21 protein-coding genes are annotated in these 23,052 nt (G+C 51.2%); all 21 read right to left on the bottom strand.

The window, feature by feature from the left end; genetic code table 11:
- Positions 1-12: 12 nt before the first annotated feature.
- Positions 13-510: a pantetheine-phosphate adenylyltransferase gene (gene coaD, locus HPY90_RS01905; RefSeq protein WP_013175579.1), complete on the bottom strand. Its 498-nt coding sequence runs from the start codon at positions 508-510 to the stop codon at positions 13-15.
- A gap of 110 nt (positions 511-620) precedes the next feature.
- The gene (locus tag HPY90_RS01900; RefSeq protein WP_013175580.1) at positions 621-1,460 is read right to left on the bottom strand and encodes a 3-hydroxybutyryl-CoA dehydrogenase; all 840 of its coding nucleotides are present in this window, start codon (positions 1,458-1,460) and stop codon (positions 621-623) included.
- Positions 1,461-1,849: 389 nt separating this feature from the next.
- Positions 1,850-3,979, bottom strand: a complete 2,130-nt coding sequence (locus HPY90_RS01895) for a heterodisulfide reductase-related iron-sulfur binding cluster (RefSeq protein WP_287190480.1) — start codon at positions 3,977-3,979, stop codon at positions 1,850-1,852.
- Between the two features lie 104 nt (positions 3,980-4,083).
- Positions 4,084-5,037, bottom strand: a complete 954-nt coding sequence (locus tag HPY90_RS01890) for an electron transfer flavoprotein subunit alpha/FixB family protein (protein ID WP_287190477.1) — start codon at positions 5,035-5,037, stop codon at positions 4,084-4,086.
- A gap of 19 nt (positions 5,038-5,056) precedes the next feature.
- Positions 5,057-5,812 carry an electron transfer flavoprotein subunit beta/FixA family protein gene (locus HPY90_RS01885; RefSeq protein ID WP_287190475.1) on the bottom strand — a complete coding sequence of 252 codons (756 nt, stop codon included), beginning with the start codon at positions 5,810-5,812 and terminating at the stop codon, positions 5,057-5,059.
- A gap of 277 nt (positions 5,813-6,089) precedes the next feature.
- Positions 6,090-6,884: a CheR family methyltransferase gene (locus HPY90_RS01880; RefSeq protein ID WP_287190472.1), complete on the bottom strand. Its 795-nt coding sequence runs from the start codon at positions 6,882-6,884 to the stop codon at positions 6,090-6,092.
- A 17-nt stretch (positions 6,885-6,901) separates the two neighbouring features.
- A complete protein-coding gene (gene hemL, locus HPY90_RS01875) occupies positions 6,902-8,194 on the bottom strand; it encodes a glutamate-1-semialdehyde 2,1-aminomutase (protein WP_287190469.1) in 1,293 nt (430 codons plus the stop codon).
- Between the two features lie 24 nt (positions 8,195-8,218).
- Positions 8,219-8,680 (bottom strand): siroheme decarboxylase subunit beta, encoded by a 462-nt coding sequence (gene ahbB, locus HPY90_RS01870; protein ID WP_287190467.1) that lies wholly within the window; start codon positions 8,678-8,680, stop codon positions 8,219-8,221.
- Positions 8,673-9,137, bottom strand: coding sequence for a siroheme decarboxylase subunit alpha (gene ahbA, locus HPY90_RS01865; protein ID WP_287190465.1), 465 nt, complete (start codon positions 9,135-9,137; stop codon positions 8,673-8,675). Before ahbA ends, ahbB begins: the two co-directional genes overlap by 8 nt.
- Before the next feature lie 7 nt (positions 9,138-9,144).
- On the bottom strand, positions 9,145-10,143 hold the full coding sequence (gene nirJ2, locus HPY90_RS01860; RefSeq protein ID WP_287190462.1) for a putative heme d1 biosynthesis radical SAM protein NirJ2: 999 nt from the start codon (positions 10,141-10,143) through the stop codon (positions 9,145-9,147).
- Positions 10,144-10,369: 226 nt separating this feature from the next.
- Complete coding sequence (hemB, locus tag HPY90_RS01855; protein ID WP_287190459.1) at positions 10,370-11,344, bottom strand: porphobilinogen synthase; 975 nt, start codon at positions 11,342-11,344, stop codon at positions 10,370-10,372.
- A gap of 12 nt (positions 11,345-11,356) precedes the next feature.
- A complete protein-coding gene (locus HPY90_RS01850) occupies positions 11,357-12,529 on the bottom strand; it encodes a radical SAM/SPASM domain-containing protein (protein WP_287190456.1) in 1,173 nt (390 codons plus the stop codon).
- A 17-nt stretch (positions 12,530-12,546) separates the two neighbouring features.
- The gene (gene cobA, locus HPY90_RS01845; RefSeq protein ID WP_287190453.1) at positions 12,547-14,070 is read right to left on the bottom strand and encodes a uroporphyrinogen-III C-methyltransferase; all 1,524 of its coding nucleotides are present in this window, start codon (positions 14,068-14,070) and stop codon (positions 12,547-12,549) included.
- 5 nt (positions 14,071-14,075) lie between these two features.
- Entirely contained in the window at positions 14,076-15,008 is a 933-nt protein-coding gene (hemC, locus tag HPY90_RS01840; protein WP_273698433.1) for a hydroxymethylbilane synthase, read from the bottom strand.
- Positions 14,980-16,293, bottom strand: coding sequence for a glutamyl-tRNA reductase (hemA, locus tag HPY90_RS01835; RefSeq protein ID WP_013175593.1), 1,314 nt, complete (start codon positions 16,291-16,293; stop codon positions 14,980-14,982). The genes hemC and hemA overlap by 29 nt, the downstream gene beginning before the upstream one ends.
- The gene (locus tag HPY90_RS01830; protein ID WP_287190447.1) at positions 16,269-16,952 is read right to left on the bottom strand and encodes a precorrin-2 dehydrogenase/sirohydrochlorin ferrochelatase family protein; all 684 of its coding nucleotides are present in this window, start codon (positions 16,950-16,952) and stop codon (positions 16,269-16,271) included. Before HPY90_RS01830 ends, hemA begins: the two co-directional genes overlap by 25 nt.
- 11 nt (positions 16,953-16,963) lie before the next feature.
- Complete coding sequence (gene tatA, locus HPY90_RS01825; protein WP_013175595.1) at positions 16,964-17,149, bottom strand: twin-arginine translocase TatA/TatE family subunit; 186 nt, start codon at positions 17,147-17,149, stop codon at positions 16,964-16,966.
- Positions 17,150-17,199: 50 nt separating this feature from the next.
- Complete coding sequence (locus HPY90_RS01820) at positions 17,200-18,033, bottom strand: formate dehydrogenase accessory protein FdhE (protein ID WP_287190442.1); 834 nt, start codon at positions 18,031-18,033, stop codon at positions 17,200-17,202.
- Between the two features lie 118 nt (positions 18,034-18,151).
- Complete coding sequence (locus tag HPY90_RS01815) at positions 18,152-18,835, bottom strand: formate dehydrogenase subunit gamma (protein WP_013175597.1); 684 nt, start codon at positions 18,833-18,835, stop codon at positions 18,152-18,154.
- Positions 18,835-19,698, bottom strand: a complete 864-nt coding sequence (locus tag HPY90_RS01810) for a 4Fe-4S dicluster domain-containing protein (protein ID WP_013175598.1) — start codon at positions 19,696-19,698, stop codon at positions 18,835-18,837. The genes HPY90_RS01815 and HPY90_RS01810 overlap by 1 nt, the downstream gene beginning before the upstream one ends.
- A gap of 2 nt (positions 19,699-19,700) precedes the next feature.
- Positions 19,701-22,931 (bottom strand): formate dehydrogenase-N subunit alpha, encoded by a 3,231-nt coding sequence (fdnG, locus tag HPY90_RS01805; RefSeq protein ID WP_287190439.1) that lies wholly within the window; start codon positions 22,929-22,931, stop codon positions 19,701-19,703.
- Between the last annotated feature and the right edge of the window lie 121 nt (positions 22,932-23,052).

Genomic DNA, 23,052 nt, shown 5'->3' with positions numbered 1-23,052 from the left:
AACCGAAGCCAGTCATCTTGCTTCTTTTCGCAGTTCGGTTAATTTTTCTTTCAATCTTTGTTCTACGTTGGGAGGGACCAAGCCGCTGACTGGGCCACCTAAAAGCGCGGCTTCTTTCACTCCCGATGAGCTTATGTAGTAATAATCGCTGCTTGACATAATAAAAACGGTATCGACCTCCGGCAAAAGATATCGATTCATCATGGCCATCTGCATTTCATACTCGAAATCGGCTACAGTACGTAGTCCCCTGATAATCGCACAGGCTCCTTTTTCCTTCACATAGTTGACAACCAGTCCGCTGAACCAGTCAACCTCAACGTTGGGGACGTGTCTGGTCGCTTCCTGAATCATGTCCACCCTCTCTTCCAGGGTAAACAGGCTCTTCTTGTGGACGTTAGAAACAACAGCAACTATTATGCGGTCGAACAGCTTACTGCTTCGTTCAAGGATATCTACATGGCCTTTAGTAAAGGGATCAAAACTGCCTGGATATACTGCAATCCTCACCGCGATCCTCCCCCAAATATGTTCCCTACAAATAGTCTATCCACTGAGCACGTGCTGATAACGATAAAAAAAGGGCCTGGTGACGCACGCAGGCCCTTTTAGTTTCGTTCCTAATACTTAAAGAAACCTTCTCCAGTCTTACGCCCCAGCTTCCCTGCACGGACCATCTTAACCAAGAGCGGGCAAGGACGATACTTGTCATCGCCAAACTCGCGATGCAAAGTCTGCATGATAGCCAAACATATGTCTAGCCCAATCATGTCTGCTAAAGCGAGAGGACCCATAGGATGCCCAGCTCCGAGCTTCATGGAGGTATCCACGTCCTCGGGGCTTGCAACCCCCTCCATGACGGCATACATACCTTCGTTCAGCATTGGAATAAGCAGCCGGTTGACAACAAAGCCAGGAGCTTCGTTGATCTCAACCGGGGTCTTGCCCAGCTTAATTGAAAGATCCTTGATGGTATTAAAAGTTTCCTGGCTAGTAGAAGCCCCTTTGATAATCTCGATAAGCTTCATTGCCGGTACCGGGTTGAAGAAATGCATGCCTATTACTCTGTCTGCCCGCTTGGTTGCTGCTCCTATCTCGGTTATGCTCAGAGCTGATGTGTTAGAAGCTAGGATACATTCAGGCTTGCAGATCTCGTCCAGTTCCTTGAAAATCGCTTTTTTGATGTCCATATTCTCGATAGCAGCTTCAATTACCACATCCACATCTTTGGCCGCAGCCATGTCGACCGTACCGCTAATCCTGGCCATCACCGCGTTCTTGTCATCTGCGCTCATCTTGCCCTTTTCGACCATTTTGCTGAGACCCTTGTCGATGCCTTTTATACCATTGTCAACAAACTCTTGTTTAATATCACGTACGATTACTTCGAACCCAGCTTGAGCAGCGACTTGAACAATCCCAGCTCCCATAGTACCTGCGCCCAAAACCATTATTTTCATTTCTCGTTACCTCCCTACCCCAAATTAACTATGATATCTCTACCTAGCCCCGGTTCTACCTTAGTGTCTGCTTTCCTCACTCCCCTCCTTTCCTGCAGAATATCGCCACAGTCCGACAACCGTCGGTGTATGTGCAGAGCAGTTGGCCCGACCTTGCTGGCCGCTGTTATCTATCATCTCGATGGCAGCCTCTGCCTTAAGTCCCCCGAAATCCGGAACCGTACCTGCTCCGCATTTCTGCAGTCACAATAACTCAAATTCTACGCTGCTTTGTGAATTCCTTCTTTAGACTCCACAATTTTTTCCCGCCGGTTCTCCCAAAGCCCCAAAAAACGGCAGAGGGATCCACCCGAAAGCGGATCCCTCTTTTTACCTTTCCACCTTACCTTCTATTGCATTGCCTGCCAGACTAATTCAGGAAGATCCAGTACCTTGGCTTCGGATTCTACTCCTTTCACCCCGTCGTTAATCATCGTCAGGCAGAAAGGACAGTTAGTGATGACCATCTCCGGATTCGGTTCAAGCAGTTGATCAGTCCTGGTATCGTTGATACGTTTGTACCCTTCAACTGCATGCTCTTCAAGCCACATCCGGCCTCCACCGGCGCCACAGCAGAAACCGTATTCCCGGGACCTTTCAATTTCGACCAGGTTGCACCCGGTTGCTTTAATAACGGCCCTGGGCTCATCGTAAACCTTGTTGTGACGGCCTAAGAAGCAAGAATCATGGTAAGTCAACTTAGCCCCGATGGACTTATTCAGCTTGATCTTTCCTTCTGCTATAAGCTTGGCAAGGAACTCGGAAGAATGATACACTTCATAGTTGCCGTTAAGCTGCGGGTACTCGTTCTTCAGCGCATTGTAGCAGTGAGGACACGGAGTAATAATCTTTTTGACCCCGTAATTATTGAATGACTCGATATTAGAATTGACCAAGGTCTGATACAGATACTCATTGCCCAAACGGCGCGCCGAATCGCCGCAGCAGTATTCTTCAGTACCCAGGTAACCAAGCTTGATCCCGGCTTGAGCCGCTACTCGAACTAGAGCTTCCCCGACCCTCTTGTAACGGTCGTCAAATGCCACCGCGCAGCCGCCGAAGAGGAGATATTCGAATTCCTCTCCGTCCTCAGGCACCAGGTTGACCAGTTCTCTGACGTTGCGCTCGTTCAACCAGTTGGCCCGGTTGGCAAAGCCCACGCCCCACGGGTTGTAGTTACGCTCCATGTTAGTGAACGCCATCTGGGCTTCACCCGGCATATCACCCTGCCACATTACCAGGTTACGCCGCATCTCGATTATTTTAGGAATATGCTCGATGAACATCGGGCAGTGTTCCATACAAGCACGGCAGTTAGTGCAGTCCCAAATGACATCTGTGGTGACGACATCATAGATAAGGTTCTGCTCCATGACCGGCTTTACCTCTTCCGCCTCTGCCGTCATGGCCATTTCCGCTGCCTCATCAGCATGATGCCCGGCATCTTCAGCGGCTATGAGGTAAGGAGCCTTGGCATCCCAGTGCTGCTTCATAGCTTGAATCAAGGTCAGTTTAGGATTGAGGTGCTTGCCGGTTAGATAAGCAGGACAGTTCTCTTGACAACGCCCGCAGCGGATACAGGCATCAAGGTCTATGATGTCTTTCCAAGTGAAGTCTTCGATCTTTTCTACGCCGAAGCTCTCAGCTTCTTCAATGTTGTAAACCATACGGCAGGCACTTGGCCCCATATCCCTGGTAAAGTAATTTACCATGCTAACAAAGATGTGCCACAGCTTGCTGAACGGAACCAGAGCTATGAATAGGAAGGCCAAGGTCATGTGGAACCACCACAGCAAGCGGTGCCATACCAGTGCTCCGTCCAGTGACATACCGGAGAACAGGTGAGCGAACATCCAGCCGAACGGTGAGGCTTTGGCCTCGTAAAGGATCTCGTCGATCCTGGTAGCCAGCTTGATCTGAGCCGCGATGCGCAATCCTTCAATCAGAAACCCGGTAAACAGGATAGCGAAAATGAGGAAAATGACCCACCCATCTGACGATTTAGTATCGTTCAAGCGGTCAGGCTTCTGAACATAGCGGATAAAGGCCAGAACAATAATACCTATCATCGCCAGAAAACCTAGAACGTCAACTATCCATGAAAAACCGATATAGGCGCCACCTTCAACTTTAGGCCAATGCAGCCAGAAGTGCATAGCGTCGACTCCTGCTGCCAGGAACAGTACAAGGAACCCCCAGAACAGGAAGAAGTGCATCCAACCGGCCAACGGTTTCTTGACTACCTTAGCCTGGCCAAAGCTGTACTTGATCAACGACCATAACCTGCTCCAGAAGTTGTCGGCCCGGTTGATCCTGCCGTTAGCCAGCAGCCAAACCCTGATCCTCTTGTAGAGTCCATAACAAAACACTGCTAAGGGGATAAACATGAAGATATAAATCAACCATTCGTAGGGAACATTGGCCCCGACTACCCGCATAGGTACTTCGTAGACCTCTAATGGTTCGTAACCGAAAATCATGCAAATATTCCCTCCCCAGTTTTATCAATATGAATGCTGGATATGGGGACTTAAGCCACGCATATCCAGCCATTCATTTCCTCGCCGCTCAAGATGATAGACGACTACTTCTTGAGCTCATCGATCAAAGCGGGGATAACCTTGAACAAGTCACCGACTGCTCCCAGATCGGAAATACCGAAGATAGGAGCTTCTTCGTCGGTATTGATGCAAACCACGTACTTGGAAGACGACATCCCGGCCAAGTGCTGAATGGCACCAGAAATACCCGCTGCCACGTACAGTGTGGGGTTGACTACCTTACCGGTTTGCCCGACCTGCAGTTCATGGGGCAACCATCCGGAGTCGATGGCAGCACGAGACCCGCCGACCGCCGCTCCCATGAGGTCAGCCAGTTGTTCGACCAGGGCGATACCTTCCGGTCCTTTGCAGCCGCGGCCGCCTGATACCACGACATCAGCTTCGGTGAGCTCCGGTCTAGCCGACACGCTGGGGATGAACTCTTTCACGTTCTGGTATACGTCCCCAGCACCCGCAGCCACTGCTACATTGACGACTTCTCCTGCAGCAGCCTTCTCAGCCGGCGACCAAACTCCAGGACGAATCGTCGCCAATACTGGAGACCCGGCCACTTCGACCTTGGCCAAAGCCTTACCGGCATAGATAGCTCTTGTGAAAACACCCTTGCCCGCGTTGATGTCAGCCGCTATACAGTCAGTAGCCAGACCTAATTCCAGCTTCTGGGCCAGCCTTGAAGCCATGTCTCTGCCATTGAAGCTGTGAGCAAACAGAACCGCGTTGGGTTTGTACTCGGCAATCATCGCTGCCATCTGTGCTACGAAAGCTCCGGTATTGTACTGAGCAAAAACATCCGCATCAGCAACATAAACCTTGGCCGCACCGTACTTGGCAAACTCAGGAGCCAGCCCGGCCACGTTTTTGCCAAAAACTACTGCTGAAACCTCATCGCCCCACTTCTGGGCTTCGCTGAGCATTTCATACGTGACTTTACGAATGTTCCCATCCCTTTGTTCGACAAATACCCATGTTCCAGCCATTCAGTTACCCTCCTTTTACCTACTTCTTGATTTCGACTTTAACATCGTTCTTGATGAAGTTAGCGATTTCTTTGGCCAGGTCAGCCGGCTCGCCGGTAACCTTTTTGCCAGCTGCCTTAGCAGGAGGCAACGAGTACTCGAGTACCTTGGTCTTGGATTCGACGGCTTCGGCAGCCACGGTGCTGACCGGTTTCTTCTTAGCTTGCATTATTCCTTTCATGGAAGGATAACGAGGCTCGTTCAAACTCACCTGGGTGCTGATGACAGCAGGGAGGGCTACCTCGATCACGGTAGTTCCGCCATCTGCTTCACACTTACACGTAGCTTTTCCGTCAGCTATGTCCAGAGTAGTCGCGACATTGATGTGCGGCCAGCCAAGAATCTCAGCGATTCTGGTCGGTACCTGAGAAGACCCATCGTCTGCGGCCACGTGTCCGGCCAAAACCAGGTTTGCACCCTCGTCAGCAATGGCTTTCGCCAGAGCCTTGGCCCGTGCAAATTCGTCAGCAGCCAGATCCTGCTGAATAAGAATTCCCCTGTCGGCTCCCATGGCAAGTGCAGTACGGATAGCCTCGATAGCCTTGTCTGCACCAGCCGAGACTACTACTACCTCTTTAGCTATGCCTTTTTCTTTCAGCCTGATGCCCTCTTCAACAGCTACCTCGTCATAGGGATTGATTATCATGTTAATACCAGCATCAGAAATCTTGCCATCCTTTAATTCGATCTTGGCTTCGGTGTCAAATGTCTGCTTTACACATACCAGAACTTTCAAGGTCATTCCTCCTTCTTTCTTTGTGAGATGTGCTCTACTCGCGTTCCCTTTGTGCCCCCAGAATCCCTAAGCCAATGTGTAAAGGCATCACCCCCACAAGAGTTTATATATTCTTGCCTCAGCATTGCCACCGGCACGAAGCCCGAAGCAGAAATCACCCATCACAAATACTTCTATAGATTTTTCATATTTCCTCTTTGTTCTCAGCCGGAAAGTGAAATTTTTTTCTAGGTATGCCCCAAACCTCAATCTAACTGAATGCCCATAGGTCCAGGAGTCAATCCGCTGCCTTTTCGTAGAAAAAAGTCGCCACGCTTTTCAAACCTATCTCCCTAGCCTTGAATATCTGTTCAGTACTCCCTATAAACAGTACCCCTCCTGGGCGCAGTGCATCTACGAAGCGGCGGTATAATTTCTCTTTAGCCTCTTCTGTGAAATAGATAACTACATTGCGGCATAGAATAAGATCCATGTTAGAGGGATACCTGTCTTTCAATAAATCATGTCTTTCAAAGCGAACGCAGTTTTTTAATTCGTCTTTGATGCGAAAGTATCCATTAACCTCTTCAAAATACTTCTTGACCCAAGCCTGCGGAACCGCCTGCAGTGACTTCGGCAAGTACAACCCGGTTTTAGCTTTTTCCAAAGCATCCTGATCTATATCCGTGGCCAATATCTTCTCGAATCTCTGCGGAAAGTGTTCTTGAAAAAGTAACGCCAAGGAATAAGGTTCTTCACCAGTTGAACAACCGGCGCTCCAAGCGCGCACCTGAGCACGCTGCCGGATAAGTGCGGGCATGATGTCTTTCCGCAAAATATCCCAGTGGTTGCTGTTCCGGAAAAATTCCGACACGTTGATGGTAAGGTGATCCAAGAATTTTCGGTAAACAACAGGATCGTTTTCCAATACCTTTATAAAAGAAGCGTAATTACGAGCATCCACCGATCGCATGAAGCTTCCTATCCGCCGCTCCATCTGCGGTCTTTTATATGCGGCGAGATCGATCCCGCTTTTTTCATGGAACTTCTTAATAAACCAGTCCCATCCGAGGTTCTCCTCCAATAAGCTCAAACTAGACCTTCCCCCTCCTAAACACCCGCTTCATCGATAGCCCTAACAAAAGCGTCCAAGGTGAATTCGATGTCCTGTCTGGTGTGAGCGCCTGAAATAAAGCAGACTTCGAACTGCGAAGGCGGCAAAGTTATGCCCTGTGAAAGCATGCTCGCGAAAAACCTGGCATAAAGAGCTGTATCAGAGGTCAATGCGCTCGGGTAGTCACGAACTTCCTCTTTCGTAAAAAACCACGAAAACATTGACCCGAGCCGGTTCAGAGTAAGTTTTGCTCCTTTGTCGATCAGAATTGACCGTACCCCTTCTTCCAGAACCCGGCCTAACTCATCCAGTTTCTTGTAAATACTCCCGTCCTGAAGTCGTTCAAGGGTTGCGATACCCGCTGCCATGGCCAAGGGGTTTCCTGACAACGTTCCTGCTTGGTACACCGGTCCCTCTGGGGCCACCAAATTCATTATGTCTTCCCTACCCCCATAGGCTCCTACCGGCAACCCGCCGCCGATTATCTTACCCAAACACGTCAAATCTGGCCTAACTCCGATTACATCTTGAAACCCGCCATAAGCAACCCTGAAGCCGGTTATGACTTCATCGAATATAAGCAAAGCCCCAAACCTTTGAGTAATCTCCCGCAAACCAGACAGAAACTGGGGCTGGGGCAAAACCAGGCCCATGTTGCCTGCCACCGGTTCTACTATGACAGCCGCAATCTCGAACGGGTTCTGATCAAACAACTCTTCTACTGAATCGAGATGGTTGTATTCGGCTACCAGAGTATTCTGGGCAAAGTCCTCCGGTACCCCCGGACTTGTAGGAATGCCGGCAGTCAGTAGCCCGGAGCCGGCCTTGATCAAGAAACTATCAGCATGCCCGTGATAGCAGCCCTCGAACTTTATTATCTTGTCACGACCGGTGTACGCCCTTGCCAGCCTTATGGCGCTCATGGTTGCCTCCGTCCCCGAATTCACCATCCTTACCTTGTCGATAGAGGGAAAAGCCTGGCATATCATACCAGCCAGCTTCACTTCCTTCTCACAAGGGGCTCCATAACTGGTGCCGTCGGCAGCTGCTGCCGCAATTGCCTTCACCACCTCCGGATTGGCATGCCCGAGGATTAGGGGCCCCCAGGAACAAACATAGTCCAGGTACTCTCGCCCATCCACGTCGTAGACCCTGGCCCCATTGGCCCTGGCAATAAACAAGGGATCCTGCCCCACTGCCCGGAAAGCGCGAACAGGACTGTTCACCCCTCCCGGGATATACTTCTTGGCTTCCTCCCAAAGCAAAAGGGAATTCGGTCCAGCCGCCATCCCCTGCACCCCTCTTTCTCATTGTTAATAGTAGGTCATACTTGTCTTCTTGAATTCTCTTACACTCCTGACCAGACGATAACGAGAAGGTTCAAACCTGGCAGCTATGTCCGCTACTACCTTGTTCACATCCTCTTCACTCCGGCCATGAATCATCGTATACATGTTATATGGCCAGTGGTCTGGAGTCTCCCGGAGATAACAATGACTGACCTCGCGAAAAGAAGCCATGTATTCCCCTGCTTCATCTACCATATTCTCCGGTATTTCCCACATAACCAAAACGTTGTGAGCAAACCCAGCTTGCCGATGGCCCAAAATAGCGCCAAAACGCCTGATAACCCCATCCTGTTTGAGTCTGGTTATGATTCCTATTAATTCTTGTTGAGACCGTCCTGTTTCTTGCGCGATTTCGGCAAATGGTTCCGTAACCAGAGGAATATCTCCCTGAAGCCGCTTTATCAAGGTTTCTACCCAGCTATCCATTATCCTCCGCCCCATCCATGTTAAACACCACTTCAATCTTGTATACCTTGCGGGCGGGCAGACGCATGATCTTAATCCCGCAATTCTCTTCGATATCCCGTAATTGCCGCTCAGCTTCGGCTGAAGAACTGGCAGTCAGAGTAAACCACAAGTTGTACTCGTCGTCCCGCTCATAGTTGTGGGTAACCCCTGGAAACGTATTTATATAGGCTGCAACTTCCTCTAATTTTTTAGGATCTACTTTAACTGCACAGAGCGTGGAGTAAAACCCGAGCTTACGCGAATCGAAAACCGCTCCGATCCTCCTTATCACCCCGAGCTCCTTCAACTTCCGTATCCTGTCTAACAGCTCGGTTTCGCTGATTCCTATCTCAGCGGCCATTTCTGCCCAAGGCCTGACCTGTAAAGGAAACTCTTGCTGAGCAACCTCTAATATCTTCCTGTCAACCTTGTCCATGCCGTTCTTACTCCTTCGTCTCGCGCGGGCGGTACAGACACCACGAATCCTCAGCCATATAATCTCCACCGCTGTAGTAATATGCCCGAGCCCGGCAACCGCCGCACCGAGCCTTGTAATCGCAGATACCGCACTTGCCCTTGTAATCCATGGTTCGGAGTTCCTGCAATACCGGGTTTTCGTTCCAGATATGGCTGAACGGTGTTTCCCGCACATTGCCCAGTCGAAGATCCAGATAAGCACATGGCTGCACATCTCCACGAGGGCTTATTATGCAATAGGAAATACCCGCCAAACATCCCTTGCTGAACCTCACGGGGATGCCTTTCTTGTCCGCAACCCTGATAAACTGGGGCGCACAGGTCGGTTTCAGTTCGATATCAACCGATTTCTGTTTCTCCATTATTCGAGCCAAGGTTTGCTCGTATTCCCTGACCCTTAGAGCCTCCTCTTCGATGTTCAACCCACGCCCCGTAGGTACCAAGAAAAAAATGTGATGTGCAACCGCTCCCAGCCTGACCGCCATATCGGTCAGAGCTTCGAGCTCGCCCACGTTCCAGTCCATAACCGTGGTGTGTATCTGAAACGGAACCCCGGCTTCTCTCAGATTATCGATACCTTCCAATGTAAGGTTAAAAGCATTTTCCAGTTTCCTGAAAGAATCGTTCTTCGCCGCATCCAAACTATCAAGGCTCACTCCGCAGGCGGCAAATCCAGCTTCTTTCAGCTTCGTCGCCACCTCGCCGGTGATAAGTGTACCGTTCGTCCCCAAGACCGGCCTCAGCCCCTGCTGGCGTGCATAATCCCCTAATTCGAAAATATCATGCCTCATCAACGGTTCACCACCACTAAAGATCATGACTTTGAAACCGGCTTTTTTTATCTCACGGATAAGCTCTTTGCCTTCCTCAGTGTTTAGCTCTTCACTCAACTTGAGACCGGCATCCCGGTAACAGTGGTCGCAAAACATGTTGCATTGATTGGTAGTGTTCCAGGAAACTAACATTCACTAATCCTCCCGATGTTCTACCTGAAGCCCACTGACAGACGTTAATCTCCATAAAATTCAGAGATGAACCCGTTGCCTTTTTTGAACTGTTAGCCGGTTCGTTTCAACACCTCTATTACAGTCAAAGTTCCTATACCCTTGCGCCTTAAATAACAGTTATTATAGACAATAGCAATCAGTGAACATCTGCGTCAATCTGTGTCCATCAGTGGCTATTCTCTATTTATCCCAGCAAGCGCGCCGCTTCCCTAGCAAAGTAGGTAATGATGATATCAGCCCCAGCCCGCTTGATCGCGGTCAACACCTCCATCATTATCCTTTCCTCGTCCAACCATCCGTTGGCAGCAGCTGCCTTCACCATGGCATACTCTCCGCTGACGTTATAAGCAGCCAGGGGATGATTGAACCGCTCTCTAACCCGGGCGATAACGTCCAGGTACGCCAGGGCCGGCTTAACCATGATGATGTCCGCCCCCTCAGCGATGTCTAGCTCGATTTCGCGCAAAGCCTCCCGGCTGTTAGCCGGATCCATTTGATAGGTCTTGCGGTCGCCGAATTGGGGGGCCGACTCTGCCGCTTCCCTAAAAGGCCCGTAAAATCCCGAAGCATACTTAGCTGCGTATGCCATCACCGCGGTATCGGCAAAACCGCTCGCATCCAAAGCTTCCCTAATATATCCTATGCGCCCGTCCATCATGTCCGAAGGCGCCACTATATCAGCTCCAGCCTTGGCATGAGACAGGGCTTCCTGGGCTAGTAGCTCAAGGGTGGCATCATTGTCAATCGTTCCTGTGCCTGTGACTACCCCGCAATGCCCGTGATCCGTGTATTCACACAAGCACACGTCGGTAATAACCAGGAGTTCGGGCCAGCGGTCTTTGATGAGCCGCACCGCCTGCTGTACCACACCGTTGTCATCGTAAGCCGAACTCGCTACCGCGTCCTTGTTTTCAGGTATCCCGAAGAGCAGGACAGCAGGGATGCCAAGGTCCACCGTTTCCTGAATCTCGCTCTCGAGCATGTCGCATGAAAGCTGGTAAACCCCGGGCATGGATGTGACGGGAATTTTTTTGTTCTCCCCGTAAACCACGAACAACGGGTAGATAAAATCATCCACCGATAGACTGGTTTCACGTACCATACGTCTCAAAGCTTCGTTCTTGCGCAGTCTTCTCATCCGTGTGATTGGAAAAGCCAACCCTCATCCCCCCTAGCCGTTTATCTCGTCTTCTTCGAGGTAACAAGCCGGATCTTCAGCCCACACGTCACCGTGGGCAGCCCTTGCTCTAATCCTGCACCCCCCGCAGACAGAATTATGCTGACAGCGTCCGCACTTGCCTTTCAGGTGAACCCTTTTGTTTCGCAGTTGTACGAGAAGCTGGTCATCTCCAGTCCATATGTGGCTGAAAGGCGTCTCACGAACATTACCCAGATTATAATCTTGCCAGAACTGGCACGGATGTACATTGCCCCGAGGGTCGACATTGGCAAACTTGGTTCCCGCCGAACAGCCTCCATGCATATCGAGCAAGGTCAATACCTCCGGGGCACGTTGTGGATAATGTTTCTCTATATAGTTCTTGAGATACACACCGTCAGCATGGTTGTCGGTCGTGAGTATCTCCACCTCCGCCCCCATGGCGTGTAACTCAAGGGTCTTTTCGACCAGCAGGTCTAGTATCCTTCTTTTTTCATCAGCTGAGGTGTCTGTTGCCATAATCTCGGCCCCTCGCCCCGCATAAACCAGGTGGTACATGCAGAAACGGGGGATGTCTTCCCGTGCCACTATGTCAAGAATCTCCGGGAGGTCTTTCTGGTTCCACTTGTTTACCGTAAAACGAATACCGGTCTTAACCCCTTCGGCAAGGCAAGCGTGAATCCCCGCCAGAGCCTCAGCAAAAGCACCTTTTCTGGCCCGAAAGTAGTCGTGCGTGCCAGGAGCACCGTCGATGCTGATACCTACGTACTGAAATCCCGCATCTTTAATGCGTTTTGCTACCTCGCCAGTAATGAGGGTACCATTCGACGACAAGACCGGCCTCAGTCCCAATTCCGCCGCTAAGCGTCCTAACTCAAAGATGTCATGACGCAGCAGCGGTTCCCCCCCGGAAAACAAGAGCACCGGCACCTTCATCTGTGCTAAATCCTGGATAAACTCGCGGGCTTCGTCACTGGTAAGCTCGTCCTCAAACCTGCGGTCTTCGGCCTTGATGTAACAGTGACGGCACCGGAGATTGCAACGGTTAGTGGTATTCCAAACCACCAACGGGCGCGAGCTATCCGAAAACTGAAGCAACTGGGGAGGAGCTGTACCCTCGGCCCGGCACTTAATCACTTCGGATACTGTCGCCGTGCCGCATAGGAGCTTAGTAAACCCTATCATCGAATCTTGAAACCTCCCTAACTTTCTTGAAACATCTCTACCAAGGCCTGCACCAGACCTGGAATAGTGTATTCTGATGCTACTTTATCTACCCTCATCCCCATCTCCTGGGCGGTAGCCGCGGTTACTGGTCCGATACAAACGACCCTGGCAGTCTGGGTTACCTCTTCTATGTTTTTGTCGCCCAATATCTTAACAAAATTCTTGACCGTAGACGAACTGGTAAAAGTTATCGCATCGACGTGTCCCGTAAGTAAGGCTTCCAGGTGCTCGGGTGCGACCTTTTCCGTAAGTGCTTGATAGAGATGCACCTCCGTAACTTCTGCTCCCCAATCCCTCAGAACCTCGGGAAGCACATCTCTGGCCCCGCGCGCACGAGGTAATAACACCTTTGAACCAGGTCTGATCCGGCCCTTCATATCCCTGACGATGCCTTCGGCTCGAAACTCTTCTGGAACAACATCAACCACCAAACCCTTTTCTTTCAGGGCTTGGGCTGTAGCCGGACCAATGGCCGCGATGTGCAAGCCTTTTAAGTCCCGAATATCTTTCCCGCACTTCAGCATCTCATCAAAGAATATCTGTACGCTGTTTACACTGGTAAATATGAGCCAGTGATAGGTATTGATCACATCGAAGCAGCGGTAAAGAGGCGACATGTCTGCACTGGGAGTTATCTTGATGGTCGGAATCTCAACGACATGCCCGCCTAAAGCTTCAATCATAGACGACAACTGGCTGGCTTGTTCCCTTGATCTGGTAACCACAATGCGCTTCCCGAAGAGAGGCCTGTTCTCAAACCACATGAGCTCCTGTCTCAGCCGCACCACCTCCCCCACCACTAAGATAGCAGGGGGTAGAAGGTTCGCCTCTTGCACCTTCTTTTCGATGTCAGCCAATGTTCCGGTTACGACCTCCTGCTTCGGCAGCGTCCCCCACCGGATGGCGGCACAAGGCGTACTACTATCTCTACCATATGCCAGCAAATTGCGGACGATGTGAGCCAGATTCTCTACTCCCATAAGGAAGACCAAGGTACCTATCCCGGTCGCGATCCGGTCCCACTGTACAGAAGTAGCATCTTTGTCCGGCCGTTCGTGCCCGGTTACGATGGCTAATGTCGATGTCATCTCGCGGTGAGTAACCGGGATACCCGCATAAGCCGGAACCGCCACTGCTGAAGTAACCCCAGGCACAATCTCGAAGGGAACCCCGTGCTTTCTCAAGTATAAAGCCTCTTCACCACCGCGTCCAAAAACAAACGGGTCTCCCCCCTTCAACCTGACTACCGTCTTTCCCTGCTGAGCTTTTTCAACCAGCAAACGGTTGATCTCATCCTGGGTCAGCGTGTGCTCACTGGAAGCCTTGCCCACGTATATCATCTCGGCCTTTGCAGGCGCATACCCGAGTATCCTCATGCTTACCAGTCGGTCGTAGATTACGACATCCGCTCGCTCCAGGCACTGCTTTCCTCTTATAGTAAAAAGCCCAGGGTCACCCGGCCCTGCGCCTACTAAGTATACCATTCCTTCAGTTGACATAATCTCTAATCCCCCATACACCTCACTGTTTCCAGTAAAGAACCTCCGCCCATAGCTAGAATCCGCCTCGCCAATTCCTCTCCCAGTTGCTGGGCGAAAGCCTCCGAGCCGCTTACGCGGTCACGATACACGACCTGACCATCCAGCGACGCTACCAGGCCGTCTACCGTCAAATATCCTTCTTGATAAGACGCGTGACAACCGCAAGGAACCTGACAACCACCTTCTATAGCTTTCAAGAATGCCCTTTCGGCAGTTATTTCTGCCCAGGTGGGTTGATGATTTAAGGGCTTAACCAGTTCTTCCGCTACCCTTCCATCCTCCTTTATCTCAAGGGCGATGACTCCCTGTCCGACCGCTGGAACCACTTGGTCCGAAGGCAAGATCTCCGTTACCAGGTGCAAGAAGCCCATTCGCTTAACCCCAGCATAAGCCAAGACAATCCCGTCTAAACCCTCGCCCTCCATTTTTTTGATTCTGGTTTCCACGTTACCCCGCAGGTTAACCGTTTCGATGTCCGGTCGCATCCGTTTCAGCTGAGCTGTTCTCCTTAAACTGGAAGTGCCGATGCGAGCCCCTCGCGGTAACCCAGACATGCTATACCCCTTGAAAGAAAGTAAAACATCCAGAGGATTTTCCCTCTCTAAAACCGCCGCTAGCCTGATTCCTTCCGGCAATGTGGTTGGGAGGTCTTTCAGACTGTGCACAGCAATGTCTATTTCCTCTCTCAATAAAGCCATTTCTATTTCTTTAGTAAAAAGGCCCTTGTCCCCGATTTTGGAAAGAGCCACGTCGGTTATCTTGTCGCCTTTGGTCTTGATAACAGTGATCTCGAACTCATGCCCTGGAAAACAATCACGAAGCCTCTTTACCACGTAGTTGGCCTGCCACAAAGCCAGGCGGCTTCCTCTAGTCCCTATTCTTACCTTCACTGCCATGAGCGTTGTTCCCTTCATCCTCAAGCTCAAGCTCGAATAGTTTCTTAGTTATCTCCGCATATAAATGCCCCTGATTGGTAAGACTGGCCTCCTTTAAGTTGATTATGGGAAAATGCAGCAATTGATTAACTATGGAACTCGCCAAAGCGTTTATAACCTTCTCCTGGCGCGGGCTAACCTTACCCAAGCGGTTCAAAGCCCTGGCCACTTCAGCCCTTTTGATAGCTTCCCCTCTTTCCTTTAAAGCCTTGATCACTGGAATCACATACAGCGTGTCAAGCCAGTCGTTGAACTCTTTCAGTTCTTGCTCCAGCACCCGTTCAGCCTCACGGGCTGCTTTCTTACGCTGTAAAAGATTAGCGTCGACTACTTTCTCCAGGTCGTCTATGTCATACAGGTGCACCCCCTCGATGGTGCCAACTCGCGGGTCTATGTCGCGCGGAACCGCGATGTCGATCATGAACGTCTTTTTCCCGACCTTCTCCTGCAAAACCGGGGCAACAGCTTCGTACTTTATGACATAGTGGTTGGCAGCAGTGCAGCTTATAACTATATCAGCCAGTGCCAACCACTGGGGCAACTCATCGAAATGCACTGCTTTTCCTTGCATCTTCTCGGCCAAGCAAACAGCCCGATCGTAAGACCGATTGGAAACAATTACCGTAGACACACCGTTATCTACCAGATACCTTGCCGTCAATTCGCTCATCTCCCCGGCCCCGATCACGAGAACAGTCTTGCCCGCCAGTGTGCCGAAGATGTTCTTGGCAAGTTCAACCGCAGCATAGCTGACTGAAACCGCATGTCGATCAAGCCCCGTAACCGTCCGCACCTTCTTACCCGCGTGCAGCGCTTTTTGGAAAAGCGTGTTCAAAATCCCATCTGAGGCCCCGACTTCCACGGCTCGCACATAAGCATCTTTCACCTGGCCCAGTATTTGAGTCTCTCCGATCACCATAGAGTCAAGCCCAGCAGCTACCCGAAACAAGTGCCCGATTGCATCATAACAGTTGGGTTGATAAAGATAGGGCCGAAGTTCTTCAACCGTCATTTTCGCCCTCTCGGCCAAAAACCTCTCCAGTACTTGAGCTCCTTCGCCTATGTCTTTGACCGTCGCATAAACCTCGGTACGGTTGCAGGTGGAAAGGACCACCATCCCGTGCAGTTCTTCGTTCCTTGCAAGGCTTTCGTAAACTTCCCTCGGAACCGGTTGGGCAAATGCCAACCTTTCCCTGACCTCGACCGGAGCAGTCCGGTGGTTTAGCCCGGTAAGGAGAATATACACTGTTCCATCCGCTCCTTTGCTTTCTCTTTCTGACCGGACCGGAGTAATTGAAATATATCCGAATCAACAAGACTCTGAAAAACCTGCTGGCGCCGGGCAATATCATCGGGATACGTTTTTTTAACGAGGTCACGAGCAGCCCCTAACATTTCCGTAAACTCACCGTATTCATCGGTAATAACCGACTCCAGTAGCTCCCGCACCCTTCTTGCCCACAAGGGGCTATTACCCCCAGTTGATACGGCTATGGATAAGGGTCCCCTCCTGAGCACTGATGGCACTATGAAGGTACATTCCTCTGGTTTGTCTACAACGTTTACGAGTATCCCCCGCCTTTCGCAAAGGCGGGCAATGGACGCGTTTACCTCGTCTTGGTCCGTGGCACAAAACACCATAAAAACCCCGTCGAGGTCTGTCTCCTCGAACCCCTTCCAGATCATGGTCAATCCGGGCTCACCAGCCAGCGTCTGAACCCCCGATGCCATTTCCGGGGCCACAACCTTGACCCTCGCTCCACATTGCAGAAGGCTCTTAACCTTACGCAGAGCCACGTCCCCGCCGCCTACGACCAAACACTCGCGACCTTGAAGATCTAGAAAGATTGGGAACAAATGTTTCGTGCCGTACACGTCCTCACCACGGAAAAGGGTCTTCCTCAAGACCCCGAATCCTATTTCTCGCTTTTATCTTGAAGTTGCTCTTCAAACTCTTGATCTTTTGCCTTCCGGAAATTTCCAAGGGCCTTGCCCACTGCTTGTCCGACCTGTGGGAGTTTCCCTGGTCCGACAATTATTAGGACTATGACCAGAACTAGTAGCAATTCCCATGGACCAATGTTGCCGATAAGCCCAAACATCAAATTGACCTCCTCCAAATCACTTGCCGATATCCCCGCTTCAGCTAATTTTAATTAAAGTCGGTTTCCCGGCGTCCATACCCTCTCTGCTCTGCCAGCAAGTCCAAATAAATGGTCTTAATGTTGGTAATAAACAAATCGGTGCGGGCTTTGCCCCTCCGTTCATCATAATTCTTCAGATAGCCTTTACACTTCTCGCAAACAAAGACCTGATTGGCGTCGTCACCATCTACCACAAAATACTTGATGGTAGAAGGTTCCGAGTTTCCACAGTAGACGCAAGCCAGGTAGCGGTGTTCCCACTCCGTAAAACATTCTTCACAGAAGAGGAAACGCCTGCCATCAGTAGCCCGAACCCGCGATATGCTCGGCATAGCTCCGCACACAGGGCACACCCCTTTGCCCCACCCCAGCGATTCGTCTTCGCGTATCGATTGCTCGTAGGGAAGAGCAAATACCCGCAAGAATGGGCGTACTGCATGCTGGCTAATCATGGTCATGATACTTGCTGGAACCCCTGTTTCGTTCTCCAGCCCGGAAAAGTACTTCTTATCGTTTTCTAGTGCCCGCATCAACAGTTCGCCATAATCCAGTTCGTCTTTGATATCCATAATTCGGTCCACAAAAAGTGATGCCTTTTCTCTCTTATCCTTAAGCAACTGAGCAAAACTCAGAAATGCCTCGCGGTAGTCTGTAAGATCGACTTCAAAATCCAGAAATTCTAAAAGTGGGCGGTCCTCACGTTTCAGTAAAGGTATTGCATCGACTTTTTTCGAGTCTGTCTTTTTCTTAAGACGAAAAAATAACTCGTTCTGCCAGCTTTCCACATCCTCGTAAAACTCTACGAACCCTTCCGGTAAGGTTACCGGAACCGACTTATCCATACTCACACTCCCCTAGCGGTACTGAACTTGATGATATTATCCCAGAAAGGCCCCGCTTTGTAAAGGAAGAAGGGGGGCTTCCCCCCCATTCTTCTTTATCAAGGCTGGTAGTGATAATTTAATTAGCTTTAGCTTTTTCCCCGTAGGTTTCGTCATACCAGATCTTATGATGATGTTCCGCCCAGTCGGCTCTGACGGTTCCTTTCCACATGCCCCAGAAAGACTCGCCCGAACCCGGGTGGAAGGAACCGAGGTAAGCGTGCATGCACACCATGAAGGCCGAGAATATCATGGCCAGGTCGTGAACCGGGTAGCATATGCTCACCAGCCAGGCCGGGAATATCTGCGGGAACCACATGATATACCCGCTCAGCATTAAGAGTAGAACACACGTAGGGGTGATTATCGAGTTACCCTTCTCACCACCGTTGAACCTGGTCTGGGGCGGCATCTTTACCTTGAACCCGAAGAACTCTAACGGGAAGAGGACCAAGAAGATTATATCATTTACCCCGAACCGGAACAGGTCCATAATCCATTTCCCTAAGCCCCTGATGCCGAACACCGCACCGTAAATCACGAATATGGTCATACCCACAGCCGCGATACGGTGCACCAACCCAGCTCCCCGGTAACCGCCAAATATAGCAGCCAGCCAGTCCGCCCCATCCACGAAGAGGATGAGACCGGTAAACAGGCACAGAAGGTAGGTTACCGTATGGCCCCAGTGGGTTATACGGGCAGTCAGGTTAAAACGTTCTACCCGAGGTACGTCTTCTTTGTACGGTACCAACCACTGCATCACTCATGCCCCCCTTCTTCGGCTTTGCCCTCATTGGCCGCTATGAACCGGGTGGTGAAGAAGCTGACCACCGAGGCCCCTAAGGCCAGCGGTATCAACCAGCCTATATAAGGCTGTACTATCTTCTGCCAGAAACCAATCTGACCAGGTGTCTTCGGTTCTGCCGGTAATCCATAAACCTCCGGCTTGTAACCTAGAACGTACACCACGTTAGCGTACCCGGCTCCGTAAAGGGTAGCCTCAGGATACCCGTTCTCCCGCAGGTACTTTACCCTCTCGTGAGCGTAGCTTAACAGCTCGGACTCTTCCCCAAACCGCAGGGCTCCCGAAGGGCAGGTCTTGACACATGCCGGTACATAAGTCCCCAGTTCGGCTGCCTGTCCCTGCTCGGGCCAGTCGCTCAATGGATATGCCTTGAACTTCCCTGATTCCAACCCGGCCTGAACCCGGTTGGCGCACAGGGTACACTTGGTAACGATGTCCTCCCGCTTCAGGTATTTGGGAACGTTCCACGGGCACGCGTAGTGGCAGTACTGGCAACCGATACAGCGGCTGGGATCGTGAACCGTGGCTCCCCATTCGTTCTTGGAATAAGCTTGCCGCGGGCAGACTTCCATACACGCCGGCTCGTCGCAGTGCATGCACTGGTGTTTCCTGAACAGCCACTGGATACCTTTCGCCGGATCCACGTATTCGGTGAACTTTACCAGAGTGTAGGTTTCGGCGTTGGTGTCCTTGTGGCTCTGGTAACTGTTCGTGGGTTCGATGACTGCTGGATTCTGGTTCCAGTTCTTGCATGCAACCTGGCAGCCCCGGCAGGCGGTACATTTGGTAACGTCTATGACTTTTATCAGCTTCGCCATCCTTACGCCCTCCTTACATCGCATAGCCAGGCTTTATACTCGGGAATCATCGAGTTCGGGTCGCCCACATGCGGCGTGAGACGGTTGGCCGGGTCCCCTTTGGCATAACCCTTAAAGCCGTAGTGCCAGGTCATACCGATCTGGTGAACCTCTTTGCCGTCGATAATAAACGGTTTTAACCGTTTGGTGACGAATGCCACGGCCTTGATGTCGCCTCTGGTAGTAGAGACGATGACCTTATCCCCGTTCTTGATTCCCTTCAGCCTTGCCAGTTCTTCGCTGATCTCTACGAACATATTGGGCATAAGTTCTGCCAGCCACGGCAGGTTACGGGTAAGGGCTCCGGTCTGCCAGTGCTCGGTGACGCGATAAGTTGTACCTATGATCGGGAACTTGTCCGCTACACCTCGCTTGTCGGGATCCCAGGCCTTGGCCACGGGGTTGAACTGGCTGCCGTTCAAAAGGTTCTTCGTTACCGGGCTTTCCCACGGCTCGTAGTGCTCGGGGAACGGGCCGTCCTTCATGCTCGTCGTCGGAGCAAACAGACAAGCAACGCCCTCCGGCCGCATCAGATACGGAATAGCAGCACACGGCTCGGTTGTAGGAGCAAGATACTTGTTGAAGTCGGGCACGTCATCTCCTACCCACATTCCCATGGTGCCAGGCTTCTTGGGATCTCCAGGCGCGTTCGGGTCCCATTTGAACAAGGCTCTTGCCTCATCGCCCGGCCATGGGGTTCCATCAGGCCGAATTGAACAACGGTTGTAAACTATGCGCCGGTTCAGCGGCCAAGACCAAGACCATTTGGAGAACAGACCTAGACCGGTCTTGGAGTTGTCGGTGTTGTTCCTCCACATCGGCTTGTAATCCAAGGAACCGTCTTCTTTAGTTGTCATGCAGCCAGAATAGACCCAACATCCGCAAGCCGTGCTGCCATCATCAGCCAGCTTGGTGAAGTTCTCTACCGGTTTACCATCGGCCACAGTATAGCCGTTTAGCTCCAAACCAACCTTGATGGGCTCGGGCTCTTCGCCTTCACCGTACGGACCCCATACGAGCTTGGTGATAGGCTCGTCCTGAGGCTTGGTACTGCCTTCGTAAAGTTTCTTAATTCTCTTGGCCAGCTCGTTGATTATCCACAGGTCAGGCTTAGACTCGCCCAGCGGGTCAGCTGCCTTCCAGCGGTACTGCATCCACCGTCCAGTATTGGAAGCAGTTCCTTCCTTCTCGTAAACACCGGCTGCAGGTAAGAAGAAGACCTCGGTCTCAATATCAGAAGGCTTCAGCTTAGGAACCTTATCGTTTTCTACCGGCCTCTCCCATGCCGTGTAGGACCAAAACTCTGCCGTTTCATGCAACCAAAGATCCAGTACAACCAGCCACTTCAGTTTGGTAAGTGCAATCTGTTCTTTGTTGGCATTAGGCCCGCCTACGATCGGGTTACCACCGTTGATGAACAGTCCATCCAGTTCGCCGTTGTACATGGCCTCGAACATCCCCATATGGGAGTAGTTCTTCTTGGCATCGCGCTTGGGCAGATAATGATAAGCGAAGTCGTTATCTGGAGTAGCAGCATCGCCCCACCAGGCTTTCAGCATACTCACTACCCACTTGGAGGTGTTGATGCGGAAACCGGAGTTCGGTATCCCTGCCGCTACTGCAGCCCTGAACTCGTCCAGGTTAGTAGCCGCGACTTTGGCCGCCCCCGGGGTTTCTTTCTTTAAGAAGGCCAGAAGATCTTTGTGATCGGCGGTGTTGGTCGGACAGGTTACATATCCAGGGATGTAGTGGTTCAACAAGGCCATGTCGGTAGCACCCTGCACGTTGTTTTCCCCGCGCATCGCGTTGACCCCGCCGCCCGGCCGGCCTACGTTGCCCAGGAGTAACTGCAGGATAGCATAAATACGACAGTTCTGGCTGCCCACCGAATGCTGGGTGGTTCCCATCGCATACAGGATGGTGCCTACTTTGTCGACAGCACCAGTGGCGCAGTACGTCTTGAGAACCTCTAGATACTTGTCCTTGGGAGTACCGGTGATCCTGCACACGGTGTCGATATCATACCGGCTGTAGTGCTGTTTCAAAAGCTGGAACACACAGCGCGGATCGGTCAGAGTGGGATCCTTCAGGGGCATACCTTTTTCGTCTCGCTTGTAATCCCACATTTTCTGGTCGTACTGCCCGATCTTCTTTTGCTCGTCGAACGTGTAGCCGGAAAACAATCCTGTCTCCGGATCAAAGTTGTAAGTGTCGGCTACTATAAAAGACGCATTGGTGTAGTTTAACACGTACTCTTTGCTATACAGCTCGTTGTCCAGCGCGTACTTGATCATCCCACCGATAAAAGCTATATCTGTTCCCGAACGCAGAGGTGCATAGATGTCGGCTACAGCCGAAGTGCGGGTAAACCTCGGGTCGACATGGATGATCTTGGCCCCTCTTTCCTCACGAGCCTTCAAAGCCCATTTCATGGCTATCGGGTGGTTTTCCGCCGTGTTACCACCGATGATAAGCACACAGTCGGAGTTCTTAATATCTACTACATGATTGGTCATAACACCACGTCCGAATGATGGTGACAAACCTGCCACCGTGGACGAGTGTCAGATACGGGCCTGGGTTTCAAGATAAACGACTCCGAGTGCCCGCATCAGCTTGCTCAACAGGTAGCACTCTTCGTTGTCCAGGCCTGAACCTCCCATCGACCCGATTTTTTCCGTGCGGCTAACGATTATCTCGGTACCGTCTTCCAGTTTTTCCTTATAAATAAAGCTCTCGTCCCGGGTCTTTTTAACCCTCTTAGCTATCTCGTCTAGTATCCAATCCCAATCCTTTTCTTCCCACTTGTCGCTCTTGGAAGCCCTGTACAAAGGTTTAGTTGCCCTCTTGGGATTAGGCACCTGTTTCCCCGTAGCTTCATCATAGATCTCCCGCAGGTTGAAAAGAGCAGCTCCCTTGGCGCAGGCCCCTCCCCGGTTAATGGGGTTATCTGGGTCTCCTTCAACGCTTAGGAGTTTGACGTAATTACCTGAAGCATCCCTTTCCGAGTAGACCAGAAGTCCGCAACCAGAAGCGCAGTACGGGCAGACCGTCGGCATGGGAGTCACATCCTTGATGCGGAACTCCTTGACTTCGGCTGCCACTACCTTCAGGTTAAACCCCAGGTCTACAACGGCGAAGGTCGCTGCAGTTGCTCCGGTTATCTTCAGGAACTGTCTCCGCGTAACCTTCACGCCTTAGTCTCTCCTTTCTTCAGTTGTGAGTAGCCCCCAACTGTCAGTAGCTTGATGCTTGTTGGGGCCGTTACCTCGGTGTTTACGGTGTTTTATAAGCTTTGATCACTGCGGCACTATA

The sequence above is a fragment of the Syntrophothermus sp. genome, from assembly GCF_013314835.1.
Taxonomy (GTDB): Bacteria; Bacillota; Syntrophomonadia; order Syntrophomonadales; family Syntrophothermaceae; genus Syntrophothermus; species Syntrophothermus lipocalidus.
Note: the sequence above shows the minus strand (reverse complement) of the source record. Positions and strands in the feature narration are given on the sequence as shown.

Coding starts and splice junctions, on each gene's coding strand:
- HPY90_RS01900 (WP_013175580.1), bottom strand. CDS start 1,460: ATGAAAATAATGGTTTTGGGCGCAGGTACTATGGGAGCTGGGATTGTT.
- HPY90_RS01895 (WP_287190480.1), bottom strand. CDS start 3,979: ATGATTTTCGGTTACGAACCATTAGAGGTCTACGAAGTACCTATGCGG.
- HPY90_RS01890 (WP_287190477.1), bottom strand. CDS start 5,037: ATGGCTGGAACATGGGTATTTGTCGAACAAAGGGATGGGAACATTCGT.
- hemL (WP_287190469.1), bottom strand. CDS start 8,194: ATGGCGGCTGGACCGAATTCCCTTTTGCTTTGGGAGGAAGCCAAGAAG.
- ahbB (WP_287190467.1), bottom strand. CDS start 8,680: ATGGATAGCTGGGTAGAAACCTTGATAAAGCGGCTTCAGGGAGATATT.
- ahbA (WP_287190465.1), bottom strand. CDS start 9,137: ATGGACAAGGTTGACAGGAAGATATTAGAGGTTGCTCAGCAAGAGTTT.
- nirJ2 (WP_287190462.1), bottom strand. CDS start 10,143: ATGTTAGTTTCCTGGAACACTACCAATCAATGCAACATGTTTTGCGAC.
- HPY90_RS01850 (WP_287190456.1), bottom strand. CDS start 12,529: ATGATAGGGTTTACTAAGCTCCTATGCGGCACGGCGACAGTATCCGAA.
- cobA (WP_287190453.1), bottom strand. CDS start 14,070: ATGTCAACTGAAGGAATGGTATACTTAGTAGGCGCAGGGCCGGGTGAC.
- hemC (WP_273698433.1), bottom strand. CDS start 15,008: ATGGCAGTGAAGGTAAGAATAGGGACTAGAGGAAGCCGCCTGGCTTTG.
- tatA (WP_013175595.1), bottom strand. CDS start 17,149: ATGTTTGGGCTTATCGGCAACATTGGTCCATGGGAATTGCTACTAGTT.
- HPY90_RS01820 (WP_287190442.1), bottom strand. CDS start 18,033: ATGGATAAGTCGGTTCCGGTAACCTTACCGGAAGGGTTCGTAGAGTTT.
- HPY90_RS01815 (WP_013175597.1), bottom strand. CDS start 18,835: ATGCAGTGGTTGGTACCGTACAAAGAAGACGTACCTCGGGTAGAACGT.
- HPY90_RS01810 (WP_013175598.1), bottom strand. CDS start 19,698: ATGGCGAAGCTGATAAAAGTCATAGACGTTACCAAATGTACCGCCTGC.